Genomic DNA, 14664 nt, shown 5'->3' with positions numbered 1-14664 from the left:
AATAGATCCACTAGCAAGCAGCAAGGGCGAAACGATCTATCTAATGCCTCCAAACGCAACACAGATCGCACCAACTGAGCCAAAAGCTGGTTACGCAAATGTTTTTACTAATGGAAAGTGGGAGCAAGTAAAAGACGAGCGTGGCGAAACCTACTATGACAATGACAACAATGCCCTAACAATAACCGAATTAGGACAAGAAAAGGGGCTAAGTAAAGAGCCAAAGATAGATGAAAAAGCCAAACAGCTAGCAGAAATTGAAGCTGATATAAGTGAGTGCGAGAATCATATTAGGCATGCTTTGATTATTGGAAATAGCGCCGTACTTGAAAATCTAAGGGCTGAATATAAAGAGCTAATCGCTCAAAGAGAGGAATTAAAATGAGAATAAGAATTAAAAGGTGCGAAATTTGTGCATCAAAACTTGATAAAGATGGTAACTGCACTTGGAGCGAGTGCCCTAAATGCCCTAACTATAAAGCAGAGGTAAAAGATGAAGCTAAACCAAAAGCAAAAACTACAAATTCTTAAAAATGTAGCTATTGAGTTACCTATCGAAATACTGCATTTTATCGTAGTGCCTATCGCTCTGCTAGCCTGCGACGAAAAAAGCGAGAATTTGCCTAAATGGGCGGCGTGGTTTGATGAAAATGACTATGGGATAAACGGCGATGATGGCTGGAAAAACGAGCATTTCTCAAACGGCAAAAATAAAACTTATTGGGCTAGGCTTTGTTGGTTATATCGTAATAGGATAGGAAACTTTAGCGCGAAGTATCTAGGCGTAAAGGTTGAAGATATAGATGCAAGCAGTGTTAAAAGCGTAGGTGATACTCTAGCTACAGAAAACAAAGGAGTAAAAAGCACCCAGTGTCTAGTGACTTGCAAGATGAAAGATGGACGTGAGCGTTTTGGTTATTACAAAGAAATAAGATATGGCAAATCTAAGTTTTATTGCAGGATATATCTAGGCTGGAAGCTTATGGATATATGTGGAATGAATGAAGAGAACAAAAGCACATATCTTGAAGCAGATGATAAGAAAGTGCTTAAAAGTGTTTGGTGTGTAAATCCATTTAAAAGGGTTAAACAGTGAAGTCATCCATGAAGAATTTGGTGGCCATAGTTACAGTCTATTGACGGCTGTATTTTTTTATAAATTTTATTAAACAAAGGAGACATAATGCAAAAGTACATAGGAATGAAAGAGATTAAAGCAATGCCAATGAATCGTGGAGAGTACAACAAGCTACGTGGCTGGGAAGTACCTACGGATGAAAATCCAAATGATGAGGGCTATCTTGTAGAGTATGCTGATAGCAAGAAAAATCATCCAAATTTTGACGGCTACATCTCATGGTCACCTAAAAATCTTTTTGAAGCTGCCTATCAAAATATCTCTGATGGGTTTGATTTTGGCTCTGCGATACGTTTTTTAAAACAGGGTAAAAAGGTAGCTCGCAAAGTTTGGAATGGTAAAGGGATGTTTTTATTTTTGGTCAAAGGATCTAAATTTATCGCAAATCGCGAACCACTTTTATCTATCTTTGGAGAGGGAGAGGAGATTGACTACTGCCCTCACATCGATATGAAGACGGCTGACGATAAGGTTGTGCCGTGGCTTGCTAGCCAAACAGACGTTCTTGCTACTGACTGGGTGCTAGTAGAATGAATTTTTTAATTGCAAATAAACTTTGGCTAATCGTAATTGGTGGGTTAATAGGTGTAATGCTAGGACTTGGAGCTGAAATTTATAGTCTAAAAGGTGGTATTAAAGACGCTAAGACTGAACTAAAGGAAGCACAAAATGAGCTAGCTCTAAAAGAGGCAATTAGTGCAGTTGTCAAAGCAAATCTCGAGGCGTGCAACGCAAAGATAGAGTTGCAGAATGCTAAATTTAAAGAGCTTGAAATAAAAAAACCTGATGTAAAAAAGACACAAGAAAAAGCTAGGAGCAAATTTGATGGTATCAAGCCACTGGTTACACAAAGCTGCGAAGAGAAGCTGGAGCGTTGCGAAAGGATTTTTGATGAGCTGGCACGTTAAGATCACGATTTTTCTTGTCGCTATATTTTCAGGCTGTGCGAGTAAAGAGCCACAAATCATTAAGCAAACAGAATATCAAGATGTATATATCACAGTATCTTGCGTTGACAAAATGCCACAAAAACCAGAACGAGATAGAAGCGATCCAGATAATCAAAAGAAAATAGCAGAGTATTTTAAAGCCTGCGAAGATCTTCTAAGACAATGTGTGCATGCAAATATGCCGCAATCTAGTACGTCCGCAGCAAAATGGGGAGAAAAAAATGAGCGAGATTAAGCTACTACCAAAAGCAAAAAGCAAAATTAGGCGCTGTTTGGTGCTGTTACTTGGTGGTTTGTTTATGGTAGTGTTTAGTGTCGCCCTGTACCGCCTTTACGGCAATATTTTTTACAATGAAGAAATGAAGCTCACAGCGTTGGCCATCACTCAGGGTGTAGTAAATGTTCTATTGAGCCCGGCAAAGATAATTAGTATCTTTAGAGCATAGCCGTGGAATTACATTATTTATTTTATGTATTAATCATAGGTTGTGCAGGATCTATCACCGCTTTTATAAAAAATGGTGGTAGAGGTGTAAAAATTTTACTCAAACGAACGTGGGATGGCTGTTTTAGTGCATATATTGTTTATGAGATAGCTTTCTTTTTTGCCAAGGACGAACATGTGAGTTTTGCGATTTGTGGTGTGGGTGCTTGGATGGGAAGTGAGGCACTGATATTTGTTAGAGACTTTGTATCAAGCAAGGCTGGAAGGAGATACGATGGCTATGACGACTACGGCGGAAGTTTTAAACATGAGGAGTTTGGTGATGACAAACAGTGAAATATTGCAAGGCATGCAAGCACAGCGCACTAGATGCACCGTATGAAGTAGAGTTATGGGTTATCACCGCCCAGTAGAGGGTTTTAACATCGGTAAAAAAGGCGAGCATAAAGAGCGAGTATTTTTTGATGAAAATTTTAACACGTCAAAGTAATGTGTTAAAAAATCTTAAAAAGATTAACACAAGGAGTGAATATGGCAGATTTTAACAACGCTTTTCAAATTTTAATGAGTTTAGAGTTTAGTCGCCCTGAAAAAGCTTTACACAAAAATCCTACCGAGCGTGAGTGGACATTTATGGGGATATATCAAAAATATCATTCAAGCTGGAAAGGTTGGAATGAGATACTTGCTGCGTTAGCTTATGGTGGTGATACAGAAAAAATATCAAGGGTACTGTTTGATAACAAGGATCTTCGTGATGAAGTTTGGAAATTTTACAAGCAAATGTATTGGGATAGGATGAGGCTTGGTGAAATTAATAGTCAGTTAAAGGCCAATGAAATGTTTATCTTTGGCGTAAACGCCGATACAAAACCTGCCATAAGAGCTGCACAACGAATAGCCGGTGTAGTAGATGATGGCATAATGGGTGAGATAAGCTTGGCCGCTATAAATAAAGTAGATGAAGAGAAATTTGACAAAGAGTTTGATAGAGCGGAGCTTGAACACTACAACATGTTAATTAAGCAAAATCCAAATTTAAGAGTTTATGCCAATGGCTGGAGAAGAAGAGCGGAGGCAGTATGACAATAGAAGAGCTAAATGAAAAAATCACAAAACAGCAGACACAAATAGATGATCTAAAAAGTAAGGTTTTGTCTTATGAGAGCTCATTTGAAGAATTAGATGAAAAAATTAAAAAGCAACAGATACAAATAGATGAGCTAAAAAGTGAGGTTTTATCTTATGAGAGCTCATTTGGTGATATAAATAATGCCATAAATGCGCTATCTAGCAGGATAGGCGACATAGAAAATAACGGTATTAAGAACATTGTTGGTGACTTACAAGATGATATTGCCACACAAAGACTAAAGTTAAATAAATTAGACAGAATAAGAAAGGGACTAGCGTGAGTGCGATCAATTATAAAGATAATTTTGTAGAAAATTTTGAAGCAATTTTGGCAAGTAGCACTGGAGAGCGCTCGATATATCAAAAAGCTTTAGCTCATATAAAAAGCGAGTTTGATAACTTTCAAATAACAGATGATGCTAGGGCTAAATTTATAACCTCGCTTATGGCTGAGATGACGATTGCCTTTACGACAAAAGCTATGGATGCAGCCGGTGATGTTGCAACCAAAGCTTTAACGCTAGAAAAAGAGCTTGAAGCTTTGGAACTCAAAAACCAAGGGCTTAGAGATAGACTGGAGCTTGATAAACAAAATTTGCAAATGCAAATAGAACTTACAAGAGCTCAAACTGAAAAAACAAAGGCCGAAACTAAGCTAGCTGAAGAGCAACAAGTGGCCATAAAAGAGCAGATAAACGATAATAGAATTATAAAGGCTGGTATGATGACTGGCGATTTTATGCAAAATGTTTCTAATGGAAATCTTAGTGTGCCTTCGGATATGTTTGAATACCTCTTTAATATAATCGATGAGATTATCAAAAGAGCTGGTATAAATATTAAAAAGGTAAAAAATTTTAATTTACCTAAAATAAAATGAGCAACGCGATCCCAAAGGGGGTATTTCTGAGCAAAGCGGGTAAAATGAGCAAAATGGCCCCAAAGGGAGCATTTCTGAGCGAGTAAAATGAGCCAGTTTATAGCCTTTGATGACGAACTAAACATAACAAACAAAGAGCCAGATGATCTTTTTAGCTATCTAGCTGGCGGAGAACTTTATGCTAATACCTTTGCTGCCGGTGCTGCTTATGCAATCGGCAGGATTTCTAATATAAATTACACTTCTATCTTTTTACCTTTTTTTGTAGATAAGATCTCGTCTATGATGGAGCTTAATGAGGATTTTGTTGAGTTTGCTCTGATGCCTATGCAAATAATCTTTTATAAAACAGCCGATGAAAAGAGGCGAGAGAAAGAGATATATGATGAGATAAGTGAAGATACTGAAAAGATAGTAAAGCTAGCTAATAGGCTACATGAAAAAAGCGGTAGCAAGATCGGTTTTGCTATGGATGATGGATCTATTAGTAAAAGAACCGCTACTGATAAAAATTTCCTTAGAGAGTTGGTAGAACAAAGGCAAAAGGGCTTTTTTAAACAGACTTTGCAAAACATAGCATATACAAAATTTGGAGTTGTTGGTGCGATAGTTGCTGGATGGGCTTATGATGGCAAAGTAAGTGGTGCTGTTGTAGCAGATGTCGTAAGCCAGGTCTCAACTGCAAAAATTGCAGATGTGGCCGCAGGGCTTTTAGGTAAGGCTTTAGGATTGCAAGCCGGATTTGCTACGCTAGGGCTTAGTATGGTGCTAGGCTCTGTTTTAGATGAAGCCTTTGAAGTAGCTAGTGGACTTGATATAAGCTATGGTTTTGGTGGTGATATAGCAGGGTTTAATGAGATAGGTCATGGGATATATGAAGCACCACTCTCTTTTTTGGATGGAATAAAATCCGTGTTTGGTGGTGTACCAACAAAAGATTTGGCATATGATAAAGAGAGCTATCAAAGAACTGGGCAAATAGCTGGCATAAAAACTAAATTTGGAATGTATATAGGTCAAGTTGGCGACAATCTAGTAAGTGGTAAAGAAAAGGGACTAAACAAAAAAGAAAGAGATAGTGCTTTGGGTATGGCTAGAAGTATGGCTAGGGATCTTGATAAAGCTTCAAAGATGAGTCGTAGTGATAAGAGCAAACAAAGGCAAGCTGAGAAACATGGTAGTTCTAGTGGTAGCTCTTCAGGTATGAGTCGTAGTGAAAAAAGTAGACAAAGACAGGCTGAAAAACATGGCAATGCTGGTAGAAATAGCTCTCATGATAGAAACGGCGCTGGTAGAAATAGTGCTAGTGGTGGAGCTATGGCATAGTAAAAATATACGTTTTTTAGGAAATGTCCTAGTAATAATATCATTAAAAAAGGAGCTAAGAAATGTGGGATTTTTTAAAAAATTTAGGAGCTAAGGCTAGTGAAAATGCTGATGGGTTAAAGGCCTTTGGATCGCTTCTTGGTGCTGGTGCTGGGATATGGAGTGCAGTAGAGCAAGGAAAGCAGGCTAAAAAGCAAAATGATCTAGCTATGAAAAACTATAATCTAAATTTGCAAATTTTAAAAGATGAGAAAGCACGTCAAAAACAGATGCAACAAAACTTGGAACAAGGTTGGGCCAGATCAACTGCTGGTATGATCGACAAGGAAGAAGAGGAGAAAAAGAAAAATGGGCTACTTTAACATAGAGTTTTTAAGACGTCCGGAATTAAGTCCACTAAGTCCTAAAGCTGGATATGCTGTTGGGCTTGGTGCTGTTGCAAATGGCGTAAAGGATATAGCAGATATAGGGCTAAATCGTCAAAAGTTAGATGATGATAACAAGAGATATCAAGAGGAAAAGCTTTTTAGAAACGATGAGCTAAATTTTAGAAAAAACTCGCATGCAGAAACTATGAAAGCTAGAGGTGATGAGCTAGCGTATCAAAAAGATAAAGATGAAAAAGACCGCATTTTTAATGAGAAAAAGCTAAGTATAGATGAGCTAAGAGCAAATAGAGATAGGGAAGTGGATTGGTACAAAGCCAAGTCTTTAAACGGCTATTATAATTACTTAACCCAAAGAGGTGGCGAAGAGACGGGTGGTTCTCAAAAGGCGAATTATTACCGCGAAATTTTAAAAGACGAGCTAAAAGATAAATTTGGCGACGACTGGGTTAAGCTCAGCGATAAAGATGTGATTAATTTTGGAAACGTGCAAACGGCGATTAGGCGTGAGCAGGGAGGAAGCGATACGGAGGTCGTAGTAGATGAGTCGACGGCTAAATTTTTATATCCGACCGGAAGAGTAAGACAAGGCAATGACGGTAGATTTTACGCCCCAGCTGCTGCTGTAAATCAGCTCACTAAGGATAGAAACGAGAGAAAAGCAAAAATAGATGCGATGTCGCCAGAGCTTTTGCGTAAAGAAGTACGCAAAAAGCTATGGGAACAAACTGGTGATTTAGCGGAGAGCAATAGACTATATCGGGAGCGTAGTGCAAAAAATCCAAATTTTGCAAAAGATTATTTGCTAGATGGAGCATTATAATGACTGCAAGAGAATTTTTAGGCGATGATAATATAAAAAAGCTTGAAGGACTTGGATTTAGCCCTTTGGCTATAAGAGACTTGGCTAGAAAAGAATATGAAACCAAAAAACAAAGCCTAATAGATAGAGGCATAAACGAGAGTGTCGCAGCACAAGGTGCATACGAAAATATGAGCGATTATGAAATAGAGCAGATGAACGATGACGCTAGTCGCGGATGGATAAGGCGTGGTTGGGACGACACCAAAAAGGCCGTTTTGGAGACAGCTAATGCCTATTCTAAATTTAACGACTATGGTAAAGATATAGAAAACTATCTAAACAAAAAAATAAGTGGAGACGAAAAAGCTAAATTTGAGCAAAAGACAAAAAGTAGTCTTAGTGAGTATGCAGATAAAGAAATCAAGCGAATAGATAAGGCTGATGAAAGATGGGCTCAAGCTCATCCAGGAGAATGGAACGTCGCAGGCTTGGCTGGTGGTTTGGTTGGCGGTTTTATAGATCCTATAAATTTTATACCTTTGGGTAGCTCTGCAAAATGGGGGAAAAAGATTCTTTACTATGCTGGAACTGGAGCTGCTGCAGGTGGCGTTTCTGCATACGGTGGAGATAGAGATATAGGTGAAGGAGTAGTTGCTGGTGCAGTAGGCGGAGCGATCCTGGGGCCTTTGATGGAGTATGGAGTAAGTGGCATAAGTAAGCTCATAGCAAAGCGTCAGGCAAATAAATTGGCAAACGAGGCTGATGCGATAGAGAGTGCCGAAAATAGTGAGTTTTTAGATGGCAGCAATAGTGCCAGTGGAGATGGTGTGGGCACTGAGTTAAAAGAGGCTCAGACAATGACTGCTAGGGAATTTGCCACAAAAGAGACGGGACTTGATGAAGATACGGCCACAAATGTATTAAAAGAGGCTATGCAGGGCAAAGAAAGAAGCGACTGGACGGATGCAGACACTTATGCAGATATAGTTAAATTTAAAAACTTTGAGATCCAAAGAGAGTATGCTAAAGCTTATGGCGAGAAGATACAAGCCGCACAAGTTAGTATAAATAACGCTAGGGAGCAATCGGCCATAAGATATGCAGATACTCAAAAAGCAATTAGCGAGTATCAAAAACAAGGTATGTCACCAAGTGCTGCACGAGAGCTAATCAATGCTAAATTTAAGCCAAGTGTAGATGAAATAAACTACACTAGGGCATATAATGACGGATCAGATGTTGATGCTAGACTTGCCGGACAAGGGATATTTTATGCACTTGAAAAAGATATTGTAGCACAGACCTATACTCCAGAAATTTATGCCACAAGGCTAAAACAAAGAGGTTTTAGTGATGAGAGTGTGCAGGCCTTTACACAAGCATATATAAATAAAGATATAAACATTGCTAAAGACTATGCAAATTCAAAAGTAGCTGATGCGTATGAGAATAAAATTCAAAGAGAAGTAGCTAACGAGATCAGAGATAGAGATGAAGTAGGGGGTGGTTTTGTCAATGAAGAAGCAAAAAATAACGGATTATCAGATAGCGTTTCTGATATCGGCGATAATGCAAGCCGAACAGGAGAACGACAAGCAAGCGATGAGCAAATACTACGCCAAGGCGGACGCAATACTTCAAGCGCTAGCCAGACAAAGCGGACAGCCCAGAGCGATGAGCAAATGGAGCAGCGACCAGCCTTTAAAACAGATGGCGATACTGATGCCACAGCTGCAAGCAAGCAAATGGTGGAAGAACAAGGAAGCGGCGATAATGAGATAAGAGGCGAGAATTTTATCACAAAAGAAAGCCCAGAGCCAAAAAGTGATTTGAATGTAAAAATGGACTTGGCTCCAAATGTGAGAGACTTATCAAAGATAACAACTGATGAGATTAGTGCGGATTTAGATTATCTTGCTAATAAGCACCCTGAAATGTTTAAAAAGCCAAGTGATGTTTTTAAATTAGTTAAAGAGATAAAAAATGAGCCTACACATTTTTTTAATAATAATAGACTTGATTATGCGTTAATAGTCAAAAGGGTTGGCGACAATAAAATAGGCAAGTTGGCAGTTGACAAAGAAAGTGGCGAAGTAAAACATGCGACAAAAGTAAAAGAAAAAGATATAAAACGTCTTGATAGGATTAGCAGAGAAAACTCTAAAAATGCTGGCATTATCCAAACTTTCATCCAGCCAGGCAGCAAATCAAATAGTGAGCTTGGGCTGCCAAGTGAGATTATACCAAAACAAACACAAGAAGAGTATAAAAAGCTTGTAAATGAATATGATGTTGATAAATTCTTAAGCGACAGAGAAAATGTATTATCTAAAGATGCAAGGCATGGAAAAAATAGAATAACTGATAGAACCATTGAAAGCAACGAAGGAGTTGGCGGCTGGGAGTATAAACTAACTCCAGCAGGTTATGAAAAAAACTATAAGGCTGATTTTTTAACTACAAAAGCTGACGTCGCAAAGATAAGAGCTGGCAAAATGGATGAGGCTACTTTTAATAAACTAAAATCTGATCTTGAAAGCAGTGATGCACTAGGCTATGAGTATAAAAAAGCCAGTGAATATGCTGATATGGAAGACTTTGAGCGGGAATTTGGAAGCTTATATAATCCAAAAGGTGGCAGAAATATCAATGCTAACTCTCACATAGCAAGTGGTTTGGTTGGTGGCACACTAAATTCTATCGATGAAGATGGAAGCTTTAATCCAGAGAAATTTGCTGCTGGGTTTATAGCAGGGCTTGCAGGAAGTAAAGCGGTGGCAATAGCTGCAAGAAAGATGACACCACAGTTTTATAATAAGATCTTGGGTGTAGCTAATAAGATGCCACAAATGGCAAAAGGTAATCCTAAACTTCTAGGCAAGCTTTATTCAAATGGCAAAGACATAAGCATAAATTCCTTTGCTGGAGAAAAAGCGATCACGGCAAACGTCGGCAAGCTAGATCAGGCTAAAGCAATGCTCGAAAAGGGCGTGGACGAGGTAGAAATCTGGCAAAAGACGGGGTGGTTTAAGGATAAAGACGGTGCTTGGAAATTTGAGATAGGAGACAGCAAGGCAAGGCTAAATCCAAATTTTAAAAGTGGCGGAAAGCTAGGTGAGCTACTGGAGCATGAAGAGCTATTTAAAGCATATCCGGAGCTAAAGGATATTAGCGTTAAAAAGATAAGCGATGATATACCAAAAGAGGCTTCTTTAAGCACAAAAGACGCTGTGCAAAAAGAAAAGCGGGGGATATATAATGTAACTTATAATGATAAGAGTGCTACTTTGGTAAGGCGTGATCTAGAAAAGATAGATGATGCTTTGATGTTTGAAAAGGGTTCTAACAAAAAAGGTGGAGCGATACATATAAAAAAACATTTAGAACCAGAGGCGCAAGGTGCAATAACACAAAGTGAGCTTTTGAATATTGGTAAAAATATAAGAGAGTATCTGCAAAAATTTAAAGAGCCTTTTATAGACGAGCATGGTGGTAGGATCTATGAATGGGGTAATAAAGAAGGTGTGAAATTTAGAGTTGTGGTATATGAAAAAACGGATGGGATCTCCGCATCCCATCCAAATTCCATTATATCCTTCTACTCTAATAGAAACCTTAAAAAGTCTATGGAGTTTCGCAATCCGCAAGTCAAATACGACGTAAATTTGAAAGAGTGGCATAAGGATAGCGCGCCTATTACGAAAAACTCCGACGGAAGCCCGAAAACGTTTTATCACGGAAGCAACGAGGGTGGGCTCGATATTTTCAAAAGACAGCCTGAAGGCAGCGGCTACGGTTTTTGGTTTACCGTAAGCCAAAAGCAGGCAAACGAATACGCGAGCGCCGAGCTGATACCCGGCTATTTAAAAATCACAAAACCTTTTGAAATAGAAAAAATAAATGATTACGATACGTTAAAAAATATTTTCGGACTAAGCGAGAAGGCTTTTAAAGAGTTCCAATCCGAACGTCAAATTTGGCGAAAGGCTATGGAAAAACTAAGGGCGCGCGAGTTTAGGATAGCCGATAAAGATCATTTGGGATTTATGCTTTACGATAAAAACGGCGACTATGTTCAAACTCCCAATCAAATGCTAGTTCACGACGTACATACGCTAAGAGATGCAGACAACGACGAGTTGGCACATTTTGTTTACGATAAATATTATGACAGGTATGTCACGGGTGAAGTAGACGTTTTAGCCGCCGTGCTAAACAAAAACGACTACGACGTAGGCAAGAATTTTTTACGAAATAAGCTAAAAAAGGCGGGCTACGACGGTATAAAAATCGACGATAACGTAATTGTCGTCTTTGATAGCGCGCAAATCAAACACGTAAAAAACAACGGGAACTTTAGCGATAGCCCGAATATTTACAAATCAGGGGCGGAGGGGTATTATGATCCGGCGCGTAACGAAATAGGGCTAAGCGATCTGGGCGACAAATCGACGCTCATGCACGAAGCGCAGCATGCTATACAAGAGATAGAGGATTTTGCTAGAGGGTCCGGCGCAAAAGACGAGAGCTACCGTCTAAGCCACGGAGAAGCGGAAGCTAGAAATGTGCAAAATAGGTTAAATTTAGATGGTAAAGCACATCCGCACGAAACCTTTGACGTGAACCCAAATGAAACGATCGTAAGCAAAGAGGACGGTATAAGCTATAGTCGTAGGATAGAGGAGATAAAGCGCGAGCATCCAAATGTCGAAAAAGAGCTAGACGAGAGTATAGCAGCGATGAATAAAGAGAGCTTTAATGACTCAAATTTTAAAGCCGGGCTGATAAGTAAATTTGATACAAAAGAGATAACCACCCAGCAGCTTGGTAAAAGCATAAATTTAAGCAATAAACAGCTAACTATCCTAAAAAACGATATAAAAAATGCAGACTTCAAAGTAATCAATGAAAGCAAAATTTACTTTGACAAGGTGGGTAAAGATGGAGACAAAAAGAGATTTTTTATAGATATAGCAGAAGATGGAAATATAAGAGTAGATGCATACGCAAAGTCCCAAATAGATAGTATACCTATAAAAGAGAATGCACTTCAGGAGTTAGCTGGTGTAGGAGATAGAGCAAGGCTAAAAAACATGAGCTTTGAAGTAAAGGCAGCGTATCGCAACGAGCTAGATCCTATCAAAAAAGAGGCGATACTAAAGACTGCTGAGCTAAACAAGCTAAAAAAGGCAGCTCAGAGTGGAGATAAGGTGGCTGTAGCTAAATTTGAAGAGTTTAAGGCTAAAAACCTAGATAAAGATGGAAATATTAAAGACGGATTGAGGTTGTGCTAATGAGTGAAAAATGTCCATTAAAAGAGATCCAAAAAAGATCAAGTAAGCTGCTAGATCGTTGGGCACTAAAGGTTGACAGTGCCTTTGAAAAGGCTAGTGATGGACTTGACAAGGCTGCGAAGTGGACTGATAAAAACATACCATTTGCTGGCAAGTTATTAGATATCAGAGAGCATGCCAAAGAGATAGATGAATTGCTAGGAGAATATCATAGAACAACAGCTGCCATATATACGCAAGCTGGCCAGTTTAAAGAGTATCTTGGCAAACTAAGTCTTGGCAATAGAAAGGCGATGTTTAAGGCACTTGATGGTGAGATGGATCCAGGAGAGCTGCCAGAATATGTAAGACCGCTATACGAAAAAGTGCGTAAAACTATCGATGACGGCGCACAAGCTCTGGTGGATGTTGGTGCACTAGAGTCAAAAAACGTCATCAAAGACTACATAAAACACTACTACAAAAAGCACCTAGACGAAGCAAAAGAAAATAGCCGCATCGCAAAGGCACTAAAGCAAAGCAAATTTTTTGCTAGAAAACAGATGAGTTGGGAGCAAAAACAACTAAGAGAGATAGAAGACGATGCGGCTTTTGCGGTCACAAACACGATCCTAGAGCAAAAAAAGCAGCTTCTTAAGGCTCAGACGTTAAAGCTTTTTGCAGATAAATTTGCTAAAGATGTGCCACCTGAAGGTGTTGATGAGCTAAAATGGGTAAAGATGAGTGATGAAAGTGCAGGCGGAGGTATAAAGAAGTATGGAGCACTAGCTGGCAAATACATCCCTGAAGATGTCGCAAATGCTCTAGCCGAGGCTGAGATGCTAGGCCGAGAGATGGCTAAATTTAACGGCTCATACTTTAAACTAATCGACCATATCAAAGTAAACGTTACTGTAAAAAACCCATTTACGCATCTTTATAACTTTGGCTCAAATATGGCTCTTGCGTTTTTGCATGGAGATTTTAATGAAGCAATTAAAACTACGGCCGCATGGATGAGAGGAGATAAGCAGTTTAAAAAATGGGAAAATTTGGCTAATTCATTAGGACTTGATAGTCATCTAAACGATCTCGAAGGTCTGGTAAAGCCTTTGCAAAGCGAGTCAAAAGGCAATATCTTAACCAAGGCATTAAAAGAAGCATATATGGCCGAGGGTAGCTGGAGTGGAGAGAAAGCTAGATATCTATATTCGATGGAGGATAAGGTATTTAAAATAGCTAGGTTTAAGAAAAATCTTGAAATTATTGCCAAAGACAAGGGTTTTGACGTAAATGACTTTAGCAAATTTAGTGCAAATGAGCTAAAGGCAGCAATGAAAGACGCGCAGTATAGTTACGTGGACTACTCAACGCACTTTAACGGCACGCTAAAACTACTGGATAAAAGCGGAGTTCAGCCTTTTTTACACTATGCTGTAAAATCAACTCCGATGGTGCTAAAGGCTGCGTTAAAGCGGCCAGATAGATTTTTGATGATGCAAGCCGTACTGGCCTACGGCGGAGGCAGCGCATGGCTGGGCGCTGATAATGAGCGAGATAACCTAGCAAAGCCGGAGTGGGCCGAAAGTGGTACGTTACCAAACCTTGTAGGTGTAAAAAGCTGGATGAGAGTTGGTAATACGAACTGGTATTTTAACTCTGGCCGCTTGGTGCCTGGCTTTAGGTTTGATGGATTTGACAAACTAGAGTTTAATGGAGGCTTTGTCGGAGGAGCAATAAATATAGCAAGTGGTAAGAGCACGCTAGGCTACAAAATAGAGGGTGAAGAGGACTCAGTCGCCGAAAAAATAACCAAAAGAGTGCTCGAGCTAACTAAAAGCTACTTCCCACCAATCTCTCCTCTTGGCCGCTACGGACAGCAGTTAGGTGCGCAGGCAACTGCCGATGTCACGGGACTAGATGTGGCACCTAAAGACTACAATAAAGATGATCTAGGATATGGCGGCATAATGGCAAGGGGTATTGGTGTAAGAAGGTTTAATAAAGAAAAAGAGTACGGCAAGGAGCTAAAAAAGGCGCGAAAAGAGTACGAAGAACTCGTGCCTGTAAAGATACCAAACTCAAAAGATGAAGAGAAGATGGCAAAGGCAAAAGCTCATAATGAAAGGGTCGCAAAACTAAGCGTAGCGGATCTGCGCGAGGCTAAGGCAAGAGCAGAGGCCAAATTTAAACGTATCAAAGAGCACGCAAGTGCTGATGGTGTGAAGCTGAACATCGAGCTGCTAAAACAAAGCAAACAGGGCGGAAGAGCTTTTGGAATTTCTAAAATCAAATTTCCAGAGTAATGGGAGCTCCTTTACTTTTAA

Annotated in this window: 15 protein-coding genes and 2 pseudogenes; all 17 read left to right on the top strand. The window is 39.4% G+C overall.

The window, feature by feature from the left end; all coding sequences use genetic code 11:
- Nucleotides 1–385: pseudogene (locus tag CYP54_RS09955) on the top strand (hypothetical protein); the annotation flags it as partial.
- Complete coding sequence (locus tag CYP54_RS09950) at nt 382–531, top strand: hypothetical protein (RefSeq protein ID WP_181001566.1); 150 nt, start codon at nt 382–384, stop codon at nt 529–531. The pseudogene CYP54_RS09955 and the gene CYP54_RS09950, both read left to right, overlap by 4 nt.
- A complete protein-coding gene (locus tag CYP54_RS08780; RefSeq protein ID WP_103604963.1) occupies nt 494–1096 on the top strand; it encodes a DUF7338 family protein in 603 nt (200 codons plus the stop codon). The genes CYP54_RS09950 and CYP54_RS08780 overlap by 38 nt, the downstream gene beginning before the upstream one ends.
- An 87-nt stretch (nt 1097–1183) precedes the next feature.
- Nucleotides 1184–1672 (top strand): DUF2829 domain-containing protein, encoded by a 489-nt coding sequence (locus CYP54_RS08775; protein WP_103604962.1) that lies wholly within the window; start codon nt 1184–1186, stop codon nt 1670–1672.
- Nucleotides 1669–2046, top strand: a complete 378-nt coding sequence (locus CYP54_RS08770; RefSeq protein WP_103604961.1) for a hypothetical protein — start codon at nt 1669–1671, stop codon at nt 2044–2046. Before CYP54_RS08775 ends, CYP54_RS08770 begins: the two co-directional genes overlap by 4 nt.
- Nucleotides 2030–2323: a hypothetical protein gene (locus CYP54_RS08765; RefSeq protein ID WP_103604960.1), complete on the top strand. Its 294-nt coding sequence runs from the start codon at nt 2030–2032 to the stop codon at nt 2321–2323. Before CYP54_RS08770 ends, CYP54_RS08765 begins: the two co-directional genes overlap by 17 nt.
- Nucleotides 2310–2534 carry a hypothetical protein gene (locus tag CYP54_RS08760; protein WP_035142478.1) on the top strand — a complete coding sequence of 75 codons (225 nt, stop codon included), beginning with the start codon at nt 2310–2312 and terminating at the stop codon, nt 2532–2534. The genes CYP54_RS08765 and CYP54_RS08760 overlap by 14 nt, the downstream gene beginning before the upstream one ends.
- Nucleotides 2535–2536: 2 nt before the next feature.
- The gene (locus CYP54_RS08755) at nt 2537–2869 is read left to right on the top strand and encodes a phage holin family protein (protein ID WP_087586358.1); all 333 of its coding nucleotides are present in this window, start codon (nt 2537–2539) and stop codon (nt 2867–2869) included.
- Nucleotides 2856–3023: pseudogene (gene nrdD, locus CYP54_RS09985) on the top strand (anaerobic ribonucleoside-triphosphate reductase). The gene CYP54_RS08755 and the pseudogene nrdD overlap by 14 nt, the downstream one beginning before the upstream one ends.
- A gap of 41 nt (nt 3024–3064) precedes the next feature.
- On the top strand, nt 3065–3619 hold the full coding sequence (locus tag CYP54_RS08750) for a glycosyl hydrolase 108 family protein (protein ID WP_103604959.1): 555 nt from the start codon (nt 3065–3067) through the stop codon (nt 3617–3619).
- Nucleotides 3616–3948 carry a hypothetical protein gene (locus CYP54_RS08745; protein ID WP_103604958.1) on the top strand — a complete coding sequence of 111 codons (333 nt, stop codon included), beginning with the start codon at nt 3616–3618 and terminating at the stop codon, nt 3946–3948. The genes CYP54_RS08750 and CYP54_RS08745 overlap by 4 nt, the downstream gene beginning before the upstream one ends.
- The gene (locus CYP54_RS08740) at nt 3945–4547 is read left to right on the top strand and encodes a hypothetical protein (protein ID WP_103604957.1); all 603 of its coding nucleotides are present in this window, start codon (nt 3945–3947) and stop codon (nt 4545–4547) included. Before CYP54_RS08745 ends, CYP54_RS08740 begins: the two co-directional genes overlap by 4 nt.
- Nucleotides 4548–4634: 87 nt before the next feature.
- Nucleotides 4635–5873 (top strand): hypothetical protein, encoded by a 1239-nt coding sequence (locus CYP54_RS08735; RefSeq protein WP_103604956.1) that lies wholly within the window; start codon nt 4635–4637, stop codon nt 5871–5873.
- 62 nt (nt 5874–5935) lie between these two features.
- A complete protein-coding gene (locus CYP54_RS08730; protein WP_103604955.1) occupies nt 5936–6235 on the top strand; it encodes a hypothetical protein in 300 nt (99 codons plus the stop codon).
- Nucleotides 6222–7082: a hypothetical protein gene (locus CYP54_RS08725; RefSeq protein ID WP_103604954.1), complete on the top strand. Its 861-nt coding sequence runs from the start codon at nt 6222–6224 to the stop codon at nt 7080–7082. The genes CYP54_RS08730 and CYP54_RS08725 overlap by 14 nt, the downstream gene beginning before the upstream one ends.
- Nucleotides 7082–12358 (top strand): LPD23 domain-containing protein, encoded by a 5277-nt coding sequence (locus CYP54_RS09945; RefSeq protein WP_181001564.1) that lies wholly within the window; start codon nt 7082–7084, stop codon nt 12356–12358. The genes CYP54_RS08725 and CYP54_RS09945 overlap by 1 nt, the downstream gene beginning before the upstream one ends.
- Nucleotides 12358–14643 carry an apurinic/apyrimidinic endonuclease family protein gene (locus CYP54_RS08715; protein ID WP_103604953.1) on the top strand — a complete coding sequence of 762 codons (2286 nt, stop codon included), beginning with the start codon at nt 12358–12360 and terminating at the stop codon, nt 14641–14643. The genes CYP54_RS09945 and CYP54_RS08715 overlap by 1 nt, the downstream gene beginning before the upstream one ends.
- Nucleotides 14644–14664: the final 21 nt, after the last annotated feature.

The sequence above is a fragment of the Campylobacter concisus genome, assembly GCF_002914005.1.
GTDB lineage: Bacteria > Campylobacterota > Campylobacteria > Campylobacterales > Campylobacteraceae > Campylobacter_A > Campylobacter_A concisus_N.
The sequence above is the reverse complement of the archived record's forward strand: the minus strand, read 5'-3'. Positions and strand labels throughout refer to the sequence as shown.